The following is a 21,571-nucleotide window of genomic DNA, read 5'->3' as shown; positions in this document are numbered from 1 at the left end:
CGGATGAACATCGGGTTTTGTGAACATGAGTGATAGCACTGTTACTCCGGCCGCTGGCGCACCCGCGGCCAAACCTCCCCTGCATTGGCCGACGCTGCTGATCGGGTTGTGCCTGGTCGTTGTCGTGGCCGGTGGGTTGGGGTGGTTCATGCACAAGCCCAAGGCCCCGGCCCCCGTGTTGGCCAGTGACAAACTGGGCATGAGCCGCCCGGATGGCCTATTGGAAACCCACTCCCTGAGCCAGTTGCCCAAGGACTTGCTGGCGGTGCCGTTCCTCAAGGAAACCCTGACCGAAGATTTCGTCTTCTATTACGAAACCCACGCCGATCGCTTGGGCTTGATCGGCAGCTTGCGGCGGATCATCTACGAACACGACCTGAAACTGCAGGACACCTTGATCGAGCAGTTGTTCGATCAGCCTGCCGATGTAGCGTTGTGGCGCGGGGCGGATGGGCGGCTCAAGGATTTCCTGCTGGTGATGGATCGCGGCGGGCTGGCCAAGGTGTTGGAGCCGCTGGCCAAAGTGGCGCTGGACGACTCGCAGCTGAGTAAGGTCGCTGACGTGAAGGTCGGTACCGACGACGTGGCGCTCTATCAACTCAACTACAACGCGAGCAAGGCGCTGCTGTTCGCGTCCCATGGCGACAAACTGGTGGTGTTGTCCAATCCGGCGAAACTCTACGATCCGCAAAGTGGCGCAACGGAAGAATCGGGCAGCGTGTCGACCACGGCCATTGCTGCGCTGCTCAATGGCGACAAACTGTTTCCCGAAGCCTTCGGCCTGGCACCTCGTGAGCCGCAAGTGAAACAACGCCTGTCGGTGAATGCCAGCGTGCTGGCCATGGGTTACCAGCGTTTCATCCCTACCTTCGCCGGCCTGCGTTTTGACATGGACGACAAGGGCTGGCACAGCTTCCTGGCCATGGATGAACTGGAGAATCAGCCAGACTTCGATTTCAAACCGATCTGGCAAGCCATGCCCATGGGCGCCAGCGCTTGCGTGGCGTTGCCGCTGGCGGCCGAACAACAGACACCGCTGCTGGTGAAGCTCGGTGCGCAGGAGAAGGTGGCCCAGGCATTGACCGAACACATGGCCGGCGCGGCAGGCCTGTGCTGGTATGCCGATTCGCGGTTGTACACGCCCTTGCTGGTGGCCAGTCTCAACGATGATGACAGCGGCAAACTCGATGGAGATCTGGGCAGCCTGTTTGGCTCGATGGTCGGTGCCTACGAGAGCAAAGTCGAAGACGGTGCCTTCCCGGTGGTGGAAAAGCAGGAAGGCCAGAGCCATCAGTGGCAACGCCAGGTCAGCTCCAGTTTCGGTCCCTATGCGGCCAAGGAGGCCGAAAACCCCGACGCGATCACCGGCAAGACGTTCATGAAAGTCAGCCTGGCGCGGCATGGCTCGACGTTGCTTTTCTCCCTCGACGACAAGCTAGTGGACAAGGCCCTCGGTACCCTCGACAAACGCTTCCCGCCGATGGCCGACGTGGTACCGAAAGACCTGCTGATGCCGGTCTATTTCGGCCCGGACTCCATGGCCCAACTGATGCAGCAGGAAACCCTCGACAGCCTGCCCCAGGATATGGAACCGGTGTTCTATAACGCCGCGCAAACCTGGCTGATCCCGAAACTGCGCAAGCTCGGCGGCTACGGCAAATACGCCCTGACCTTACCTGAAGGCAGCGAGCCAGACGGCCACTGGCAGTGGCTGCCGCTGGAGTGGAAAGCCCTGTGACGGCATTGATCCGAAGTCTCGGCCTGCTGGCGTTGTTGCTGAGCGCAGGTGCCCGCGCTGTCGAGGCACCGTCGCTCGACCCACAGCAATCCCAGGTGTTTCGTGCCTGGTTCGTGCGCATTGCCCAGGAGCAACTGAGCCAGGGCCCAAGCCCGCGCTGGTATCAGCAAGACTGTGCCGGGCTGGTGCGCTTCGCCGCTAACGAGGCTCTGAAAGTCCATGACGACAAATGGCTGCGCAGCAATGGCCTGTCCAATCGTTACCTGCCGCCGGAACTGCAATTGAGCGACGCCCAGCGCGGTCTTGCCCAGCAATGGCAGCAGGGCGGCGGCAAGGTCGGGCCATACGTCAATGCGATCAAATTGATCCAGTTCAACAGCCATCTGGTCAGCCGCGATGTGTCTCAAGCGCGCCCTGGCGACCTGATGTTTTTCGACCAGGGCGACGACCAGCACCTGATGATCTGGATGGGCCGTTACATCGCTTATCACACCGGCACCAGCACCCCCACCGACAACGGCATGCGTTCGGCAAGCCTGCAGCAACTCATGACATGGAAGGACACCCGATGGATACCCGACGCAGCCAACCCCAACTTCATCGGCGTCTATCGACTGAATTTTCTTTCCCAATGACCGGTGCCCGCATGCTGCGTTTTCTGTCTCTGATGTTGGTATTGGTGCTGCCGTTCTCGGCGGTAAACGCCGAAGACTCGGTCCCGGCCAGCGGCTATGCGCCAGTGGCCGGCGAGAGTTTTTTCCTGCTGGCCGACAGCAGCTTTGCCAGCGATGAACAGGCGATGGTGCGCCTTGAAGCGCCGGGTCGCGACTATCGCCGGTTTCGCATGGAGCCCTACGGCGGCGCCGACGTTCGGGTGTATCGCATCGACAAACCGCTGGACTTCCTCAAGCGCCAGAAGAACCTGCATCGGGTGGTCAGCGATGGCCAGTTCAAGGGTGAAGGCCTGTCCAATACCCTCGCGTACCTGTGGGACAACTGGTATCGCAAATCCCGTCGGGTGATGCAGCGGGCGTTTTCCTACGAGTCGCGTAAACAAGTCACCGAGGAAGTGCCGGAACTGAAGATGGGCAACGCGATGGCCGCGCCAACGCCCTACGATGCGCAGCCGCAATTTGCACTGATACCGGGTTTGCCCGTGGTCAGCCAGTTCCGTTATCCGTTGTGGCAGGCCAAGCCGATCCAGCCACCTGCGGGGGTGAACCTGGCCGGCTCTTCCAGCGAGTTCGTCAGCGTCGCGCCGGGCAACGTGTACATCCCGTTGGGCAATCTGAAACCGGGTCTTTATCTGGTGGAAGCGCTGATCGGCAAGTACCGCGCCACCACCATGGTGTTCGTCTCCAACACCGTGGCGGTGAGCAAGATCGCCGGTGACGAGTTGCTGGTGTGGGCCGCGCGCAAACACGAAGGCAGCTCGGTGCCGAAGGTCAATGTGCTGTGGACCGATGGCCTGGGCGTAATGAGCAGCGGCGCCACCGATACCGATGGCTTGCTGCGCTTGAAACACGTCAGCCCCGAGCGTTCGTTCGTGATCGGCGAAGACGAAGAGGGCGGGGTGTTCGTCTCCGAGAATTTCTACTACGACAGCGAAATCTACGACACCAAACTCTATGCCTTCACCGACCGGCCGCTGTATCGACCGGGGGATTGGGTGTCGCTGAAAATCGTCGGGCGGGAGTTCAAGAACGCGCGGGACTCGGTGCAGCCAAGCGCGGCCGACGTCAATGTGACCGTGCTGGATGCGACCGGCACGGCGCTGCAATCCCTCGATCTGAAGCTCGATTCCAAGGCTGGCACCCAGGGCCGATTCCAGTTGCCCGATAACGCTGTGGCCGGTGGCTATGAACTGCGTTTCAACTACAAGGATCAGGCTTACAGCAGCGCCTTTCGCGTCGCTGAATACATCAAGCCGCACTTCGAGATTTCGCTCAACCTGGCCAAGCAGGATTACCGCACAGGCGAACCGGTCAAGGGCAGCCTGGTGCTGCTGTACCCGGATGGAAAACCGGTGACCAATGCGAAATTGAGCCTGAGCCTGCGCGCCCAACAGCTGTCGATGGTCGACAATGAACTGCAATACCTCGGGCAATTTCCGGTGGAGCTGACCAGCACCGAATTGACCACCGACGCCAAGGGCAGCGCGTCCCTCGACTTGCCGGCAGCGGACAAGCCCAGTCGCTACATGCTCTCGGTGTTTGCCAGCGACGGCGCGGCGTATCGGGTCAAGACCACCAAGGAAATCCTCATCGACCGTGGCGCGGCGAATTTCCGCTTGAGCGCGCCTCAACGCTTCAGCGCGGTGGGTGACAAGGTTGCCTTCAGCTACGCCCGCGAAGGCGAGCAAGCCGATGCCGTTACGCCAGGCAGCTATGGCTGGGTGCGTTTGGAGGACCAGAGCACCGGCGAAGGCAAGCTCGCGGCAACCGACAAAGGTTTCACCCTGGCCTTTGACCGCCCAGGCACCTACAACCTGACGCTCAAGGATGATCATGGCCGGGCGGTCGGCGCCACTGGCCATTCGGTGACCGGCGAAGGTGTCAAAGCTGTACCCTGCACCGTGGAAATCGTCCTCGACAAGCCCGAGTACATCGCAGGCGATGAAGCGCTGGCGCTGATCACTTTCCCCGAGCCAGTGAGTGATGCGCTGTTATCTCTGGAACGCGACAAGGTCGAAGCCACTGCGCTACTTTCCAAGGGCGGCGACTGGCTGACGATGGAAAAACTCAGCGATACCCAATACCGCGCGCGCATCCCGGTGAAAGACGGTTTCGCGCCGAACCTGACCTTCTCGGTGTTGTACACCAAGGGTGGCCAATACAGTTTCCAGAACGCCGGCATCAAGGTGGTAACGCCACAGATCGACGTGGCAATCGCCACCGACAAAGAAACCTACCTGCCGGGTGAAACCGTCTCGGTGGACCTGACCACCCGGTTCGCCGGCAAAGCGATTCCCGCGCACCTGACGGTCAGCGTGGTCGATGAAATGGTCTACGCCCTGCAAGCGGAAGTCGCGCCGAGCATCGACCAGTTCTTCTATCACCCACGGCGCAACAACGTGCGCACCAGTGCCAGTTTGTCGTTCATCAGCTATGACGTTGCCTTGCCGGGCAGCCCCGGTGCGCCGGGCAAGGCCAATCGCAGTGAGCGCGGTGTGAAGGTGCTGGAGCGGCCGCGTCGCGAAGACGTCGACACGGCGGCGTGGCAACCTGAATTGATGACCGATGCCAACGGCAAAACCCGCTTCACCTTCAAGATGCCCGACTCCCTGACCCGCTGGCGCATCACCGCCAAGGCCATCGCCGATGACGGTCAGGTCGGGCAGAAGAAGCAGTTCGTGCGCTCGGAAAAACCGCTGTACCTGAAGTGGAGCGGGCCGACCCGATTCCGCGCCGGTGACAAACCGGACCTCGGTGTGTTCGCCTTCAGTCAGGCCGAGAAACCGGTCAAGGCCGAACTGGTGACCCGTTACGCCGGCAACGAACAGCGCGTGCCTGTAACTCTGAACAGTGGCATCAACTACATCCCGTTGCCGACCTTTGAGCTGGTCAATGGCGAGTGGAGCGCCGAGCTGATGCAGGATGGCAAAACCGCTGATGCCCTGGCGGTGCGCCTGAGCGCAACCGGTGAAGGCTGGCAGATGACTCAAACCCAGAGCCTTGATGTGGGTGAGGGCGATACGCCGCTGACGTTGCCGACAGACGCCAGTGATATCCGCCTGCGTCTGGACGACAGTCCGCAAGCGTTGTTCCGTTCTGCACTCGACGATCTGTTGAGCTACCCCTACGGTGGCGTCGAGCAGACCGCCAGCGGCCTGCTGCCATTGAGCATTGCCTACCCGACGCTGGCGGCGAATCCGCAGATCCGTGATCGCCTGCGTCTGATCATGCAAAACAGTCGCTTGCGTCTGGTACAAATGGCCGGCCCTTCGGCGAGCTTCACCTGGTGGGGCATGGATGGCGAGCCGGATGCATTCCTCACCGCCTACGCCTATTACGCCGACTGGCACGCCAGCCAGGTGCTGGAGCTGAGCCTGCCGCCGGAGCATTGGCAGCGGGTGCTGGAGGTCTACGCCAAACAGGCGAAGAACACGCCGTTGTTGCAGCGGGCGCTGATCCTGTCGTTCGCCAAACAGATGCAGTTGCCGGTCAACACCTTGCTCAGTGGCTTGATGGACGACCTGGCGAAAGCGGGCGAGGGCACCGCCGCGAACCTGATGGAGAACGGCGAAGACAGCCTCGTCATGAGCGATCCGGATTCTGCCTTGGGGTTGGCGGCTGCACGCGTGCTGACGGCATCGTTGGCCAGGCAAGCGAAGGTCGCTTTACCGGACGCGTTCAATCGGCAATTGGCCGACGCGCAGCAACGTCTGGCGGTCAGTTCCCAGCCGTTTGCCGAAGCGCTGAACCTGTCGCTGCAACCCTTCGATCAGGCTCACGCCCAGGCCTTGCTGCAACGTTTGCTGCCGCGGCAATCGACCCTGGAACGTGCGTTGGCGTTGATCTGGCTGCAACGCAGCATCGAGCAGGCATCGCCCACCATTGCATTGGCGCCGGGTGAGGGCTGGAAGAAACAGTACGGGGTTTCTGGTGAGATGTACTGGACGTGGCAGGGGTCTGCGCCAGTGCCGACGGTATTGACGCTGACCGGCGCGCAAGAGCGTCCGCTACGCGCTGCATTGAGTTACCGCAGCCAACAGCCGGCGGTCGATCCGATGGCCGTGACCATCACCCGTCGCCTGTCGCGATTGGTGCCGGGGGATGCGGCTTTCACCTTCAAACTTGAAGCGGTCGGCAACGCGCCACTGTCCAGCGACAACCTCTATCTCGATGAGGTGATCGTCACCAGCCAAGCCGCCAGACCGTTGCGTTACGGGATGCTGGAAGTGCCGCTGCCACCGGGCGCCGATGTCGAGCGCACGACCTGGGGCATCAAACTCATGGGCAAGGCCGGCACCGAGCCGACGTCGCTGGAGAAGGCGCGTTTCGAACCGGGGCAAATGGCTTACGCCATTCCGGTCGATGCCTTGAGTGGTGAACTGCGCCTGCGGCATTTGGTGCGTTTCTCGCAGAAAGGGCAGTTCAACTTGCCGCCGGTGCGTTTCACTCAGGTTTATGCGCCGCAGCATCAGGCGATGGAACAAAAGGCAGCCCTTGGCCAGGTCACGGTTCACTGACGTGCACAGGCGGCTGACAGCTTGGTTGTTGTGTTTGATCCCTGTGCTGGCAACGGCGCAGGACGAACCTTTGCGCCTGGCCTTCAAGGGCGATTTGTTGTCGCTGAGTCGAACGCAGGTGATCACCCGCGAGCCGTTGCCGCAGACGCTGCAGTCGCCATTGGGCAGTGTGTGGAAGTTGTTCGTCTACGCCTGGCTGGTGGACACCGGCGCGCGTGAGCCGGCTTATGAATGCCGGGGCCAGTCGAAGGAAGAGGTTTATTGCTGCACGGCGGGCGGCAGGATCGAGCGTGATCAGGCGTTGGTGAAGTCATGCGGTCTGTATTTCGAACCCGCGCGGTTGGGCATCAGCGATGCCGACTGGCGAGCCTATTGGCAGACGCGGCAAGCGCCGCAATGGCTGCTGGATTTGCCTTCGTTGCAACCGGCTACCCGAGTTTCGGTGGCGGAACTGTTGAAGGTGCTGTCGGTACTGCCGGCACAGGAACAAGCCCGGCGTGTGTTGCTCGATGTGGTGCTCAACGCCGCCGATGGCCATGTCGTCGGCGATCTCGGAAGCCGCCTGCGAGTAAAGACCTGGAGCTGGCTGGCAGATCAGGATGCAACATCGCGCCAGGGCGGGTTCGCCGGTTGGACGGCGGATGGCACAGCGGTCTGGGCCGGAGGACGGGGCACCAGTCAGCGGGTACTGCGGGATTACGCGCAAGCACTGTCTACGGCGATGCCTGTTTCATGGCCTGCGGATGCAGGGCAATGCGTAGAGGTCGACCTGTTCTCCCGCTACCCACTTCGGCGCGTGCTGTCGGAGGGCACCGCGGTGACTTCCGGAGCGTTGCAGGGCGACTACCGTGTTGAATTCGCCAATGGTAATGCGCTGGATATCCACAGCGACGGCGAACTGTTTCTGCTGAACGACAAGCTCGTGGCTCGCCTGGATCGCGAAGAGTACGTTGCCCGTGTGCTCCAGCGCGAAGCCAGTACCGAACCGGTCGAAGCCGCCAAAGCCCTGGCCGTGGCCATCCGCACTTACCTGCTGCAAAACGCCACGCGCAGCGGTGACTGCCTGAGCATCGACGACAGCAGCAGCCGTCAGCGAGTCGCGCCGCGTCCGGCGTCGCCCGAGTCTCGCGACATCGCCGCATGGACCAGCGACCTGGTCCTGGCTGGCAGCACCGTCACCTATCACTCCGATCAACCCGGCCCGGACAAACTGTCCTGGCAGCAAGCCGTCGAACAGGCCCGTGCCGGCCAGCGCTACGACGCCATCCTGCTGCACGCCTACCCACGCGCCAGTCTCAGTCGCTGGGACAACCCGGTCGCGTCCTGCGAAGCGTTGCCCGCCGCACAAGAATGGCTGCAGAAACAACGGCGCGGCTGGCGCCAAAAACTTGAAAGCGAAACCGGCTACAACGAAGTCAGCACCTTCGCCGTATGCCGCCTGGCATTCGGCCGCCCCTATGTCGACCGCGAACGCCAGCGCATCTACGTGCGTGGCGCGCAGACACTGCAAGACCGCCTCGACCTGACCCACGAATACCTGCACCTGGCCTTCGAAGCACACCCCAATGGCCAGGATGAAACCTACATCGAAGGGCTCGCCCGCCACCTCTTGCTGGAATAGACCATGAAACTCCGTTATCCACAGGTCTTGCTGTTGCTCTGTTCGCTGGTGGCGTTGCCATCGGTGATGGCGGCTGACAGCGTCAAACTCGACACCCCCGCAGGCGGCTGGCGCACCGGCGCGCCCGGGGGCGAAGGGGAAAACTTCCGGCAGACCGTCAACTACCCGGCTTCATCGGTGAATACCCCGACAGGGCAGGCCAACACGGCTCGCATCAGCGGGCAGATCAAAGCTACAGCCAAATCCACAGAGCCCGGCCGACTGATCGTCAACGGGGTGAGCATGCCGCTGAAAATCGACCCGGCCGGCCGTTTCGATCGCCCGTTTTCATTCCCCAACGGCAGCAACAGCATCGAGGTTCGCAGCCCCGATGGCCAACAACGTCATCGCACGCAATTGCTCAACAGCAGCGGCGGCGCGACCCCGGCCAAATTGCGCGTTTTGCTGTCCTGGGACAGCGACAACACCGACCTCGACCTGCACCTGATCACCCCCGACGGCGCGCACATCTGGTACGGCGAGCGCGTCGTCCCCAACGGCGCAGCGCTCGACGTCGACGTCACCACCGGCTACGGCCCGGAAATCTTCGCCATGCCTGCGCCGATCAAGGGGCAATATCTGGTCTACGTGAACTACTTCGGCGGCGGTTACAGCAGTGATGAGGAGGGGCAGGAAGACGCGGTGCAAGCGCTGACCACGGCGCAGGTGACGGTGATTACCGAGGAAGGCACGCCGAACGAGAAGATGGAGACGTTCCTGGTGCCGATGCGCGCGGTGGGGGAGTTGACGTTGGTGAAGGCGTTCAGCTATCCGTGAGGGGGAAGTGACAGCGCTGCTGAGACAAATGCAGGTTCTGGGCAGTTAACTTTTTTCAGGCATTAAAAAGCCGGCTTGTGGCCGGCTTCTCGGGGACTGGCTTGGATCATTTTTGGTAAACCGCGCCAGCCTTCAAAACGTACACCCGGATCTTGCGTCCGGCTGTGGGACCTGGTGAGAAAGTCATCTGCCAGGCCAGTGCATCTGAGCCGCAGGGCGGGTCGATGCACAAATGTGGGGCGCAGCATACTCAGGTTTGACGGAAATTCCCAGCGGGAAGTGCCGGGCAGAGCCTTTGGCCACCGGGGTGGGTGGCCGATGGGCGTTCTGGAGCGCTTAAAGAAAGGGCACCGTCGGCCGTCGTTTGTTCAGGGTCGACCACCAGAACACCCAGCCCAGCACCCTGATGTTCTGCTCTTCGATCTGTGCGGCCCTGAAGATTTCATCCGGATATTCGGCGCGGTTGTGGCTGCGCAGTCGCAGGGAGTTGCCCGGTAGTCGGTGCAGGTACTTGATGCGCAGCATGCCGTCGTGTTCGATGGCGTAGATCTCGCCATCGACAATTTGGGTCAGGCCACGGTCAATCGCCAGGGTCGAACCATCCTCGATTTTCTCACCCATGCTATTGCCGCTCATCAGGGTGCAGATGGCGTCGGCGTGGTTGATTTCCAGGGAGTCGAGGTGGCTGCGGGGCAGGCGGATGGATTTCTCGGGATCTTCTATGACATGGGTTTTGTTGGATCCCGGGGCGGTGACAGCTTCTTTGAGGAATGGCAGTTCGACGTCGACAGGCTCTATGACCGTGTAGACACCGCGGATGGTCTGGGCATCGAAGGTGTTGCCGGACTCGTCGAGCAGGCGCAGGTGTTGGGCGTCTTTCGAACCTTCGCCGGTTTTTAGCCAGTCGCTGCTGACGGAGAGTTTTCTGGCGACTTCTTCCATGCAATGGGCAGGCACACCGCGGGTGTACCAGTTATGTACATTTTGCGGAGCCGTATCCAGGAATTCGGCAAATCCGGTGGTCGTGATGTTCGCTGCTTCGAGGAGCGCTTTGAAGCGTGGGCCGCTAGTGTTCTTTTTCATGAACGCGAGTCTACTGGCGGCTAACAAGGGTTTGAATAAACGCCTCGTTCAAATTTTGCGGGAAATTTACGACCGGATGTAAGACGCTCCAGGGGAATTTTAAACAAGCAAAAACCATGGGAAGGTGTGTTTAAACGTAGTGTTTGGTGTGCTTTTCAGGCACCCACAAAAAACCCCGGATCATCCGGGGTTTTTCTTGCCGCTTGCAGCTAAAAGCCTGCAGCCGGGCTTAGCCTTTGTAGGCAGCAACCGACTTGGTGATCGCTTCGCGGGCGGCGTCTGCGCCGGCCCAGCCTTCGATCTTCACCCATTTGCCTTTTTCGAGATCTTTGTAGTTCGCGAAGAAGTGCTCGATCTGCTGGATCAGCAGCGCTGGCAGGTCGGTGTATTCCTTCACGTCGACGTACAGCTGGGACAGCTTGTCGTGTGGGACTGCGATGACTTTGGCATCGCCGCCGCCGTCGTCGGTCATGTTCAGGATGCCGACCGGACGGGCGCGGATCACCGAACCTGGAGCAACCGGGTAAGGGGTTACGACCAGCACGTCGAGGGGGTCACCGTCGTCAGCCAGGGTGTTCGGGATGTAACCGTAGTTGGCCGGGTAGAACATTGGGGTGGCCATGAAACGGTCAACGAACAGGCAATCGCTGTCTTTGTCGATTTCGTATTTGATCGGCGCGTGGTTGGCCGGGATCTCGATCGCGACGTAGATGTCGTTCGGCAGGTCTTTGCCAGCCGGAATCTTGCTGTAGCTCATTGGGCGTTGCCCCCGTTAGTTGACCAAAAACACTTGGCCGGATTGACCAAAAAGTGGCGGCGATTATAGGCATATTCCTGTGTCGACGCCATGGACCAGAAGTCGTATGGCGCTCACTGGTGTGCCTGATAGACAGGGTCATGCGCCTGAAGTTGCTTCAACCTCGCCAGCGGATCCTGGCGATAGAACAGCTTCAACTGCTGGTACACCTGTGGATAAGCCTCGTGCAGCAAATCCGGGGCGCTGAAGAAGTATTCGCTGGTGACGGCGAAGAACTCGGCAGGATTTTCGGCGGCATACGGATCGATGGCGGTTTCGGCATCGGGATTGCGTTCCAGTTGCCGGTCGAGGTCGTCGTAGGCCTCTTGCATGACGTTGGCCCAGTCGCTGACGCGCATATCGGCATGCAGCGGCGGCAGGCCGTTGGCGACGCCGTTGAGCATGTCGAGCTTGTGCGCCAGTTCGTGGATCACCAGGTTGTAGCCTTCCCAGCCTCCGCTGGCCATTACGCCGGGCCAGGCGAGGATGATCGGGCCTTGCTGCCAGGCTTCACCGCTGTGCTCACCGTCCCATTCGTGCTCGACACCGCTGGCATCGCGATGGCGCTGGGGGCTGAGGAAGTCGTCTGGGTAGAGGATGATTTCGTGGAAGCCCTGATACCAGTTCAGGTTGCCGAGGTGCAGCAGCGGCAATTGCGCCTGGGCGGCGAGCAGCAAGCGTTGTTCCTGATGCAGTTCGACACCGGGCAGGGCGCTCAGGTGCTTGTCTTCGAGGAACAGCACGCTGGCTTCGCGCAGCCATTGGTCTTCGGCGGCGCTGATGCCATCGAGAAAACTCAGGTGATGGCGCACCCGTTGCCACATGTCGTCGGCAATCGGGTGTTTTGCCAGGGTGCGCCGGCGACGCCAGGCGCTCAGGGACCACATCGTGTCAGCGCGATTCGGCTTTGGAATTCGAACCGGCAAGGCGGTTACGCACCATGCCAATGATCATCGGCACCAGCGAGAGCAGGATGATGCCGACTACCAGTAGCGACAGGTTCTTCTTGATGAACGGCACGTTGCCGAAGAAGTAACCGAGCGTCACCAGGCCGCCGACCCATAGGATGGTGCCCAGCACGCTGAAGGCAAAGAAACGCGGATAAGGCATTCTCCCCACGCCGGCGACGAACGGTGCAAAAGTACGGATGATCGGCAGGAAGCGCGCCAGGGTCACGGTTTTGCCGCCGTGCTTGTCGTAGAAGTCGTGGGTTTGTTGCAGGTAGTCACGACGGAAGATCTTCGAGTCCGGATTGCTGAACAGCTTTTCACCTGCCGTTCGTCCGATGATGTAGTTGGTGCTGTCGCCCAGGATCGCCGCCAGCATCAGCAGGCCAGCGAGCAGTACCGGATCCATGCCGCCACCGGCCGCCACGGCGCCAGCGATGAACAGCAGGGAGTCGCCCGGCAGGAAGGGCATGACCACAAGGCCGGTTTCACAAAAGATCACCATGAACAGAATGGCGTAGATCCATGCCCCGTAGTTGGTTACAAGCATGTCGAGGTAGACGTCGAGATGCAGGACAATGTCGATCGGGTTGAAATCCATGGAAAGCACCTGTGGTGACGGTCCGACTCAGCAGACCTGTGCGGATGACTTCGCGTAAGACTACAGATAGGGGTAGTTTTTCTTACAAGCCGGGAATATCGGGATTATACGAGGCGAGTGGTGAAAATCGCGTCGAGATTGTAGCGGGGAATGTCATGACAGGGCTGATGTTTGATAACGAACAGGTGGGAGCGAGCCTGCTCACGATGCCGTTACTTCGTTGGACCATTGTAATCCAGTCGATGCCATCGCGAGCAGGGTGCAGGTGATTCAGAGTTCGTCGCTGATCGGCAGCACGTAGTTCTTGAATTCGGTGTCTTCCTTGAATCCGATGGACTCGTAGGTTTTCTGCGCGACTTCGTTGTTGCTGCTGGTGGAAACACGCATGCGCACGGCATTGGTTTCCTTGGCCATTTTTTTTGCGGTGCGGATCAGGTTGTCGGCCACCAACTGGCGGCGGGCGTCTTCGGCGACATAAATATCGTTGAGGATCCACACGCGTTTGAGCGAAAGCGAGGAGAAGCTCGGGTACAGCTGGCAGAAACCCATCAGTTTGTTGCTGTCATCATCGGACAGCGCCAGGTAGATCACCGACTCTTTGCGACGCAGGCGTTTTTCGAGGAACGCCCGGGACGAGTCCGGATACGGCAGGGAACCATAAAACTCGCGATATTTGACGAACAAGGGGGTCAGCAGGTCCAGGTGTTCGAGGGTCGCTTGAATAATCCGCATGGTAGGTCTCGTCTTCAAGTGGCTGTCTTACGTCTCTGACGGCGATGGGAAACCCTTGGCGGCCGCGCAACGATCCTGCCTGAAACTGGTACGAATGTGCAATGCGCAAGCGATTCAGGCATTCGGCGGTCCGAGCAGGAAATTTCCTTTCATGTCGCCTCCCGTGTCCGAGTCCAGTGTCTGAACCTGCGCTTCGTCCTTCAGATTGACCCCTGACAACTGCCGCCGGCAGGCTTCGCGCATCAAATACAGCAAACGGTGTGCCGCCATGCCGTAGCTCAGGCCTTCGAGCCGGACATTGGAGATGCAATTACGGTAGGCATCGGTAAGGCCGACCTTGGGATTGTAGGTGAAATATAATCCCAGGCTGTCCGGGGAGCTGAGACCAGGGCGCTCGCCGATGAGGATCACGGTCATTTTTGCGCCAAGCAACTCACCGATCTCATCGGCGACGGCCACCCGGCCCTGTTCTACGAGTACGACTGGCGCAACAGTCCAGCTGTCGCCGGTCATTTGCTCTTCGAAGCGCGCCAGAAACGGCAGGGTATGGCGATGAACGGCCAATGCCGACAGGCCGTCGGCGACCACGATCACCAGGTCCACGCCTCCCGGATGAGCCGCCGCGTAATCACGCAGGGCCTGCGCCGAGGCATCACTGAGTTTTCGCCCCAGGTCGGGGCGTTGCAGGTACGTGTTGCGATCCGTCGCCGCACTGTGCAGCAAAAGGTACTCGCGATCACGCTCGGCCAATTGCGCGCTGAGGGAGGCATGGTCAAACGGCAAGTGCACCGCATCCCGCGCTTGAGCGTGGGCGTATTGGAAGTCCAGTTGTGCGCGGGTGGGAATGCTGGTGCCGGTGCGGCCCAGGGCAATTCGTGCCGGCGTCAGGCGTCGTAGCTCCAGCCAAGGGTTGTGTGGATCGAAGGGTAATTTATCCATGTCAATGCTCATCCCAGTTGCGCCAAGGCCTGCCGGAAGGCTGGCGGCAGGCTGTCGCCGAAGAGAACCCTGCCATCGGCTTGAGTGAAGATGCCCATTCTCGCCAGCCACTGTTCGAATTCCGGTGCGGGCTTCAACCCCAGGGTCTGTCGGGCGTAGAGCGCATCGTGGAACGAAGTGGTCTGGTAGTTGAGCATGATGTCGTCGGAGCCGGGGATGCCCATGATGAAGTTGATCCCGGCGACGCCCAGCAGGGTCAGCAGGGTGTCCATGTCGTCCTGGTCGGCTTCGGCGTGGTTGGTGTAGCAGATGTCGCAACCCATGGGCACACCGAGCAATTTGCCGCAGAAGTGGTCTTCGAGGCCGGCGCGGATGATCTGTTTGCCGTTGTACAGGTATTCCGGGCCGATGAAGCCGACGACGGTGTTCACCAGAAACGGTTTGAAATGCCGCGCCACGGCGTAGGCCCGGGTTTCGCAGGTTTGCTGATCGACGCCGTGATGGGCGTTGGCTGACAGCGCGCTGCCCTGACCGGTTTCGAAGTACATCAGGTTCTGGCCCAGCGTGCCGCGATTGAGGCTCAAACCTGCGTCGTAACCTTCCTGCAATATATTGAGGTTGATGCCGAAACTGGCGTTGGCCGCTTCGGTGCCGGCGATCGACTGGAACACCAGGTCCAATGGGACACCGCGATTGATCGCTTCGATCGACGTGGTGACATGGGTCAGCACGCACGCCTGGGTCGGGATTTCGTAGCGCTGGATGATCGCGTCGAGCATTTCCAGCATGGCGCAAATCGAGGCGATGCTGTCGGTGGCCGGGTTGATGCCGATCATGGCATCGCCGTTGCCGTGCAGCAGGCCGTCGAGAATGCTTGCGGCGATACCGGCCGGTTCGTCGGTGGGGTGGTTCGGTTGCAGGCGCGTGGACAGTCGCCTACGCAGGCCGAGGGTGCCGCGGAATTTCGTGACCACACGGATTTTCTGCGCCACCAGCACCAGATCCTGCACGCGCATGATCTTCGATACGGCGGCAACCATTTCCGGGGTCAGGCCGGGGGCGAGGGCGCGCAGAACCTGCTCGTCGGCGGCATCGCTGAGCAGCCAATCGCGAAAGCCGCCGACGGTAAGGTGGCTGACGACCGAGAAGGCTTGTTTGTCGTGGGTGTCGATGATCAGGCGGGTGACTTCATCGGACTCATAGGGAATCAAAACATCTTGCAGGAAGTGGGATAGCGGAATGTCGGCCAAAGTCATCTGTGCCGCGACGCGCTCGCCGTCATTGAGGGCCGCGACGCCGGCCAGAAAATCCCCGGAGCGCGCCGGGCTGGCCTTGGCCATCACATCCTTGAGGCTGTCGAAGCGATAGGTCTGGGCGCCGACGGAATGGGCGAATGCGGCCATGGGGCGGAGTCCTCCAATAATTACTGCGATCTGCTTTTCCTGTGGGAGCGGGCTCGCTCGCGAATGCGGTGTGTCATTCAAAATAAATGTCGACTGACACGCTGCCTTCGCGAGCAAGCCCGCTCCCACATGGGAACTGCGTGCACTTCAATATGGCCGGCACCGGGCAGTGAGCCCGGTGCCGGTGCATTTAGATACCTTCGAGCATAGCGTCTGCCGGTGCCTCGGAACGTTGCTTGGCAGTCAACTGGAAGTACAGGTACCCGGCAACCATAAAGCCGAGGAAAACCAGGCCGATCAAGGTGTTGAACCAGGCCATCGCCACCAGGCACACCACCGCCAGGAACAGCGCGATCCCCGGCACGATCGGATAGCCCGGCGCGCGGAAGGTGCGCTCCAGGTTCGGTTCGGTCTTACGCAGCTTGAACAGGCTCAGCATACTGATGATGTACATCACGATGGCGCCGAATACCGACATGGTGATCATCGCCGCCGTCAGGCTCATGCCTTGCAGGTTGACCAGGCCGTCGCTGTAGATCGCCGCGATGCCGATCACGCCGCCGGCCAGAATCGCCCGATGCGGCGTCTGGAAGCGCGAGAGTTTGGCCAGCCCCTTGGGCAGGTAACCGGCGCGAGCCAGGGCGAAGAACTGCCGGGAATAGCCAAGAATGATCCCGTGGAAACTTGCCACCAGACCGAACAGACCGATCCATACCAGCATGTGCATCCAGGTCGAATTATCGCCGACCACGGCTTTCATCGCCTGGGGCAGCGGATCGTTGATGTTCGACAGTTGACGCCAGTCGCCGACGCCGCCGGCCATCACCATCACGCCGATGGCCAGGAACACCAGGGTCAGAATGCCGCTGACATAGGCTCTGGGGATCGTGCGTTTCGGGTCCTTGGCTTCCTCGGCGGCCATGGCCGCGCCTTCGATGGCGAGGAAGAACCAGATCGCAAAGGGGATCGCCGCAAAAATCCCGGGAATCGAGCCCATCGTGAACTCGTTCGAACCCGACCAGCCATTGAGCACGAAGTTGCTGAAGCTGAAGCCCGGGGCGACCACGCCCATGAATACCAGCAACTCAGCGACCGCCAGCACGGTGACCACCAACTCGAAGGTGGCCGCGATGCTGACACCGAGGATATTCAGGCCCATGAACACGAAATAGGCGCCAACGGCGGCGATCTTCGGGTCCAGTTCCGGGTATTGCACGTTGAGGTAGGCGCCGATGGCCATGGCGATTGCCGGTGGCGCAAAGACGAATTCGATCAGGGTGGCGATGCCGGCGATCAACCCGCCTTTCTCACCAAAGGCCCGGCGGCTGTAGGCAAACGGCCCGCCAGCGTGGGGAATCGCCGTCGTCAGTTCGGTGAAGCTGAAGATGAAGCAGGTGTACATCGTCGCCACCATCAACGCGGTGACGAGAAAACCCAGTGTGCCTGCGGTGCCCCAGCCGTAACTCCAGCCGAAGTACTCGCCGGAAATCACCAGGCCGACGGCAATGCCCCATAAATGCAGGGTGCCGAGTGTGGGTTTGAGCTGTGTGGAAGAAATAGTCATAAGTCCTCTCTAATTTTTATTGTTCGATCTTTTGGACTTTCGGGTGCGACGGGTTGGGTGCAATTCCTGAATGACGGGTACGCAAGGCCCGTGCCAGAGCGGCCAGCCTTTTGTGTTGTGTCATTTAAGTCGCTATCGCGAGCAAGCTCGCTCCCACAGGGTTCTGTGTCAGGTCTCAACAGCTGGATTCACCACAAAAACCTGTGGGAGCGGGCTTGCTCGCGAAGGCGGTAGAAAGGGCGACACAGAGTTAACTGTGTCGCCCCCGGTTTTAGAAGAAGCCCAGCGGATTGATGTCGTAGCTCACCAGCAGGTTTTTGGTCTGCTGATAGTGGTCGAGCATCATCTTGTGGGTTTCACGACCGACGCCGGACTTCTTGTACCCGCCGAACGCGGCGTGCGCCGGGTACAGGTGGTAGCAGTTGGTCCACACCCGACCGGCCTTGATGGCGCGGCCCATGCGGTAGGCGCGGTTGATGTCGCGGGTCCAGAGGCCGGCGCCCAGGCCGAACTCGGTGTCGTTGGCGATGGCCAGGGCTTCGGCTTCGTCCTTGAAGGTGGTGATGCTCACCACCGGGCCAAAGATTTCTTCCTGGAACACGCGCATTTTGTTGGTGCCCTTGAGCAGCGTCGGCTGGATGTAGTATCCGCTCGCCAGGTTGCCCTCGAGTTTTTCCACCTTGCCGCCGGTCAGCAACTCGGCGCCTTCGCCCTTGGCGATTTCCAGGTACGAAAGGATTTTGTCGAATTGCTGTTCGGACGCCTGGGCGCCGACCATGGTGTCGGTGTCCAGCGGGTCGCCACGTTTGATTTGCAGGACTTTTTTCATCACGACGGCCATGAACTCGTCGTAGATCGACTCTTGCACCAGCGCCCGGGAAGGGCAGGTGCAGACTTCGCCCTGGTTGAAGAATGCCAGCACCAGGCCTTCGGCGGCCTTCTCGATGAAGGATGGTTCGGCTTTCATGATGTCTTCGAAGAAGATGTTCGGCGACTTGCCACCCAGCTCCACGGTGGACGGAATGATGTTTTCGGCCGCGCATTTCATGATGTGCGAGCCGACCGGGGTCGAGCCGGTGAAGGCAATCTTGGCGATGCGTTTGCTGGTGGCCAGGGCTTCGCCGGCTTCTTTGCCGAAGCCTTGCACGATGTTCAGCACGCCCGGTGGCAGCAGGTCGCCGATCAGTTCGACCAGCACGGTGATGCCCAGCGGGGTTTGCTCGGCGGGTTTGAGCACCACGCAGTTGCCGGCAGCCAGCGCCGGGGCGAGTTTCCAGGCGGCCATCAGGATCGGGAAGTTCCACGGAATGATCTGCCCGACCACGCCCAGCGGTTCATGGATGTGATAGGCCACGGTGTTGCCGTCGATTTCGGCGGCGCTGCCTTCCTGGGCGCGGATGCAACCGGCGAAGTAGCGGAAGTGGTCGGCGGCCAGAGGGATGTCGGCGTTGAGGGTTTCGCGAACGGCTTTGCCGTTGTCCCAGGATTCGGTGATCGCCAGCAGTTCGAGGTTCTGTTCGATGCGGTCGGCGATTTTCAGCAGCACCAGCGAACGTGCCTGGGCGGACGTGGCGCCCCAGGCATCGGCCGCCGCGTGGGCAGCGTCCAGGGCCTTGTCGATGTCTTCGGCCGTGGAGCGGGGGAATTCGGCAATCGGTTGGCCATTCACTGGCGAGGTATTGGTGAAGTACTGACCTTTGACAGGCGCGACGAACTCGCCGCCGATGTAGTTACCGTATTTGGCTTTGAACGAAACGATAGCGCCTTCAGTACCGGGGTGAGCGTAACGCATGGTGGTCTCTCCTTGCTTTTGTGCTTATAGGGAGTCGCGCATGTGCGCTTGCTTTAAGCGTAGAGCAAGGGGCGGGCCAGTGCCTTGCATGTCAGGTAAATCAAGGCCTTGCGAGGTTTTTGTCGGACGGGCGGGTAGCGCCTGTGACGCTTTCGGTACAGCCTGGGTGACACTTTGTACCCTTTGTGGCACAGCTTGTGACCAGCCGGTCTTGCAGGCATTGCAATGCGGGCCGGGCTGGAGGATGCTCGGCATCACCTCATGCACGGGTCGCCGAGCCCCGGGGAGAATAATAAGAAATGCAAGACAACCATTTGAGTCGCCATGCCCAGCAAGTATTGACGGTGACCCAGGGCAAGACCCACCTGCACGGTCCGGGTAGCGATCCGTCCATCGCCCGTTCCTGGCTGCGCTGCCTTGAGGACTATCACCTCGATCCGGCCCTGAGCATCGCGCCGACGGTGCTGGAACATGGTCGTGTCCTGGAAAGCCGCGAGCGCTTGCAGCAAGTGCTGCACATCGCCGGCAATGAAATGACCAGCCTGCATCAACAGCTCTCCGGCGCCGGCCATGCAGTGCTGCTGACCGACGCCCGCGGCGTGATCCTCAACTGCGTCACCGCGCCCGCCGAACGCCAGATCTTCGAGCGCGCCGGCCTTTGGCTCGGGGCCGACTGGAGCGAGGCCTGCGAAGGCACTAACGGTATCGGCACCTGTCTGGTGGAGCGTCAGTCGCTGACCATCCATCAGGACGAACACTTTCGCGGCCGCCACACCGGCCTGACCTGCTCGGCGAGCCCGGTGTTCGATCCCCATGGCGAATTGCTGGCGGTGCTCGACGTGTCGTCGGCGCGGCGCGATGTGTCGCGGCAAAGCCAGTTCCACACCATGGCACTGGTCAATCTGTCGGCGAAGATGATCGAGAGCTGCTACTTCCTGCGCTGCTTCGACAACCAATGGTTGTTGCGTTTTCACTTGCAAGCCGAGTCCGTCGGTTTGTTCAGCGAAGGGCTGCTGGCGTTCGACGGGGAAGGGCGCATTTGCGCCGTCAACCAGAGTGCGCTGAACCTGCTGGGACATATTCGCGGCGGCTTGCTGGGTAAGCCGGTGGAGGCGTTTTTCGATTGCTCGCTCGATGAGTTGCTCGGTCGCGCAAGCACCAATGCCGCCGCCAGTTGGCCGTTGCGCACCCGTGATGGTCGCAAGCTGTTCGCGGTATTGCGCGGTGAGGCACGGCGGCCGCTGCCAACTCCGTTGGTGCCAGCGGCCAAGGTCGCACAAGCACCGCGCCTGTCGGGCATTTGCCTGGATGACGCGACGTTGCAGGCGGACTTCCGCAAAGCCTTGCGCGTCTACGAGCGCGACGTACCGCTGCTGATCAACGGCGAAACCGGGTCCGGCAAGGAGGCCTTTGCCAAAGCGGTGCACCACGCCAGCCAGCGGGCGGAGAAAGCCTTTGTCGCCCTCAATTGCGCGGCCATTCCCGAAAGCCTGATCGAGAGCGAGCTGTTCGGATATCGCGGCGGCAGCTTTACCGGTGCACGCAAGGAGGGTATGCGCGGCAAGTTGCAACAAGCCGATGGCGGGACCTTGTTCCTCGATGAAATCGGTGACATGCCACTGGCCTTGCAGACGCGTTTGCTGAGGGTGCTCGAAGACCGACAAGTGGTACCGATCGGCGGCGAGCCGGAATCGGTGAATGTGCGGATCATCAGTGCCACTCACCGTAAGTTGCTGGATCGTGTGCAGGACGGCAGCTTCCGTGAGGATTTGTATTACCGGCTCAACGGGCTGGAAGTCGCGTTGCCGGCCTTGCGTGATCGTAGCGACAAATCCCGGTTGCTCGACTTTTTGCTGGCCGAGGAGGCGGGCGGAGAAACCGTATTGATCGACGGGCCGGCGCGGGAGGCCTTATTGGGGTTCGCCTGGCCGGGTAACGTGCGGCAGTTGCGTAATGTGCTGCGTACGTTGGCAGCACTGTGTGAGGACGGGCGGATCGGCCTGGAGGATTTGCCGGCGATGATTCGCCAGGCGCGGCCGGTAGTGTCGACGATTGAAGAAGCTTCGGAGCATCCGCTGGAAGATGCCGAGCGGCTGGCGCTACTCACGGCGCTGGAGCAGACGCGCTGGCATATGACGCACACAGCGGAGCAGCTGGGGGTCAGTCGCAATACCCTCTATCGGAAGCTGCGTAAACACGGTATCGCCCGGTAATCCGTGTCGCGGCCACTCGCGAGCAAGCCCGCTCCCACAGGGTACACGCGGTCCCTGTGGGAGAGGGCTTGCTCGCGAAGGCGCCCTCAACTCTGAAACATCAGGTGCGATTTTCCCCTCCCTAAGCTAACCTGC

The 21,571-nt window shown here is 60.9% G+C and carries 15 protein-coding genes; 6 read left to right on the top strand and 9 right to left on the bottom strand.

Annotation, left to right across the window (positions count from 1 at the left end; all coding sequences use genetic code 11):
- Positions 1–25 precede the first annotated feature (25 nt).
- The 5 genes from PspS34_RS24795 to PspS34_RS24775 are packed head-to-tail and all read left to right on the top strand — an operon-like array spanning position 26 to position 9,366.
- Positions 26–1,738: a DUF2138 domain-containing protein gene (locus PspS34_RS24795; RefSeq protein WP_154862104.1), complete on the top strand. Its 1,713-nt coding sequence runs from the start codon at positions 26–28 to the stop codon at positions 1,736–1,738.
- Positions 1,735–2,373: a DUF1175 family protein gene (locus PspS34_RS24790; RefSeq protein ID WP_057713137.1), complete on the top strand. Its 639-nt coding sequence runs from the start codon at positions 1,735–1,737 to the stop codon at positions 2,371–2,373. The genes PspS34_RS24795 and PspS34_RS24790 overlap by 4 nt, the downstream gene beginning before the upstream one ends.
- Positions 2,370–6,929, top strand: a complete 4,560-nt coding sequence (locus tag PspS34_RS24785) for an alpha-2-macroglobulin (protein WP_154862105.1) — start codon at positions 2,370–2,372, stop codon at positions 6,927–6,929. Before PspS34_RS24790 ends, PspS34_RS24785 begins: the two co-directional genes overlap by 4 nt.
- Before the next feature lies 1 nt (position 6,930).
- Positions 6,931–8,550, top strand: a complete 1,620-nt coding sequence (locus tag PspS34_RS24780; protein ID WP_154862106.1) for a DUF2300 domain-containing protein — start codon at positions 6,931–6,933, stop codon at positions 8,548–8,550.
- Between the two features lie 3 nt (positions 8,551–8,553).
- Entirely contained in the window at positions 8,554–9,366 is an 813-nt protein-coding gene (locus tag PspS34_RS24775) for a DUF2135 domain-containing protein (RefSeq protein ID WP_154862107.1), read from the top strand.
- Between the two features lie 336 nt (positions 9,367–9,702).
- Here PspS34_RS24775 and PspS34_RS24770 read toward each other — a convergent pair whose 3' ends face one another.
- The 9 genes from PspS34_RS24770 to PspS34_RS24730 form a co-directional block, all read right to left on the bottom strand.
- Entirely contained in the window at positions 9,703–10,449 is a 747-nt protein-coding gene (locus tag PspS34_RS24770; protein ID WP_057713140.1) for a S24 family peptidase, read from the bottom strand.
- Between the two features lie 229 nt (positions 10,450–10,678).
- Entirely contained in the window at positions 10,679–11,206 is a 528-nt protein-coding gene (gene ppa / locus PspS34_RS24765) for an inorganic diphosphatase (RefSeq protein ID WP_007990564.1), read from the bottom strand.
- A 113-nt stretch (positions 11,207–11,319) separates the two neighbouring features.
- Positions 11,320–12,132, bottom strand: a complete 813-nt coding sequence (locus tag PspS34_RS24760) for a zinc-dependent peptidase (protein ID WP_154862108.1) — start codon at positions 12,130–12,132, stop codon at positions 11,320–11,322.
- Between the two features lie 4 nt (positions 12,133–12,136).
- The gene (locus PspS34_RS24755; RefSeq protein WP_090451611.1) at positions 12,137–12,793 is read right to left on the bottom strand and encodes a DedA family protein; all 657 of its coding nucleotides are present in this window, start codon (positions 12,791–12,793) and stop codon (positions 12,137–12,139) included.
- 270 nt (positions 12,794–13,063) lie between these two features.
- On the bottom strand, positions 13,064–13,525 hold the full coding sequence (locus PspS34_RS24750; RefSeq protein WP_007990572.1) for a GNAT family N-acetyltransferase: 462 nt from the start codon (positions 13,523–13,525) through the stop codon (positions 13,064–13,066).
- A 114-nt stretch (positions 13,526–13,639) separates the two neighbouring features.
- Positions 13,640–14,464, bottom strand: a complete 825-nt coding sequence (eutC, locus tag PspS34_RS24745) for an ethanolamine ammonia-lyase subunit EutC (protein ID WP_154862109.1) — start codon at positions 14,462–14,464, stop codon at positions 13,640–13,642.
- A gap of 8 nt (positions 14,465–14,472) precedes the next feature.
- Positions 14,473–15,867: an ethanolamine ammonia-lyase subunit EutB gene (locus PspS34_RS24740; protein WP_154862110.1), complete on the bottom strand. Its 1,395-nt coding sequence runs from the start codon at positions 15,865–15,867 to the stop codon at positions 14,473–14,475.
- A gap of 190 nt (positions 15,868–16,057) precedes the next feature.
- The gene (gene eat, locus PspS34_RS24735; RefSeq protein ID WP_057713144.1) at positions 16,058–17,431 is read right to left on the bottom strand and encodes an ethanolamine permease; all 1,374 of its coding nucleotides are present in this window, start codon (positions 17,429–17,431) and stop codon (positions 16,058–16,060) included.
- Between the two features lie 271 nt (positions 17,432–17,702).
- Positions 17,703–19,223 (bottom strand): aldehyde dehydrogenase family protein, encoded by a 1,521-nt coding sequence (locus tag PspS34_RS24730; protein ID WP_034148108.1) that lies wholly within the window; start codon positions 19,221–19,223, stop codon positions 17,703–17,705.
- A 299-nt stretch (positions 19,224–19,522) separates the two neighbouring features.
- Between PspS34_RS24730 and PspS34_RS24725 the strand changes: the two genes are divergently transcribed.
- Positions 19,523–21,436 (top strand): sigma-54-dependent Fis family transcriptional regulator, encoded by a 1,914-nt coding sequence (locus tag PspS34_RS24725; RefSeq protein WP_150813910.1) that lies wholly within the window; start codon positions 19,523–19,525, stop codon positions 21,434–21,436.
- Positions 21,437–21,571: the final 135 nt, after the last annotated feature.

The sequence above is a fragment of the Pseudomonas sp. S34 genome (assembly GCF_009866745.1).
Lineage (GTDB): Bacteria > Pseudomonadota > Gammaproteobacteria > Pseudomonadales > Pseudomonadaceae > Aquipseudomonas > Aquipseudomonas jessenii.
This window is presented reverse-complemented; position numbering and strand designations above follow the sequence as displayed.

Coding starts and splice junctions, on each gene's coding strand:
- PspS34_RS24725 (WP_150813910.1), top strand. CDS start 19,523: ATGCAAGACAACCATTTGAGTCGCCATGCCCAGCAAGTATTGACGGTG.
- ppa (WP_007990564.1), bottom strand. CDS start 11,206: ATGAGCTACAGCAAGATTCCGGCTGGCAAAGACCTGCCGAACGACATC.
- PspS34_RS24760 (WP_154862108.1), bottom strand. CDS start 12,132: ATGTGGTCCCTGAGCGCCTGGCGTCGCCGGCGCACCCTGGCAAAACAC.
- PspS34_RS24775 (WP_154862107.1), top strand. CDS start 8,554: ATGAAACTCCGTTATCCACAGGTCTTGCTGTTGCTCTGTTCGCTGGTG.
- PspS34_RS24750 (WP_007990572.1), bottom strand. CDS start 13,525: ATGCGGATTATTCAAGCGACCCTCGAACACCTGGACCTGCTGACCCCC.
- eutC (WP_154862109.1), bottom strand. CDS start 14,464: ATGGATAAATTACCCTTCGATCCACACAACCCTTGGCTGGAGCTACGA.
- eat (WP_057713144.1), bottom strand. CDS start 17,431: ATGACTATTTCTTCCACACAGCTCAAACCCACACTCGGCACCCTGCAT.
- PspS34_RS24730 (WP_034148108.1), bottom strand. CDS start 19,223: ATGCGTTACGCTCACCCCGGTACTGAAGGCGCTATCGTTTCGTTCAAA.
- PspS34_RS24770 (WP_057713140.1), bottom strand. CDS start 10,449: ATGAAAAAGAACACTAGCGGCCCACGCTTCAAAGCGCTCCTCGAAGCA.
- PspS34_RS24785 (WP_154862105.1), top strand. CDS start 2,370: ATGACCGGTGCCCGCATGCTGCGTTTTCTGTCTCTGATGTTGGTATTG.
- PspS34_RS24755 (WP_090451611.1), bottom strand. CDS start 12,793: ATGGATTTCAACCCGATCGACATTGTCCTGCATCTCGACGTCTACCTC.
- PspS34_RS24740 (WP_154862110.1), bottom strand. CDS start 15,867: ATGGCCGCATTCGCCCATTCCGTCGGCGCCCAGACCTATCGCTTCGAC.
- PspS34_RS24795 (WP_154862104.1), top strand. CDS start 26: ATGAGTGATAGCACTGTTACTCCGGCCGCTGGCGCACCCGCGGCCAAA.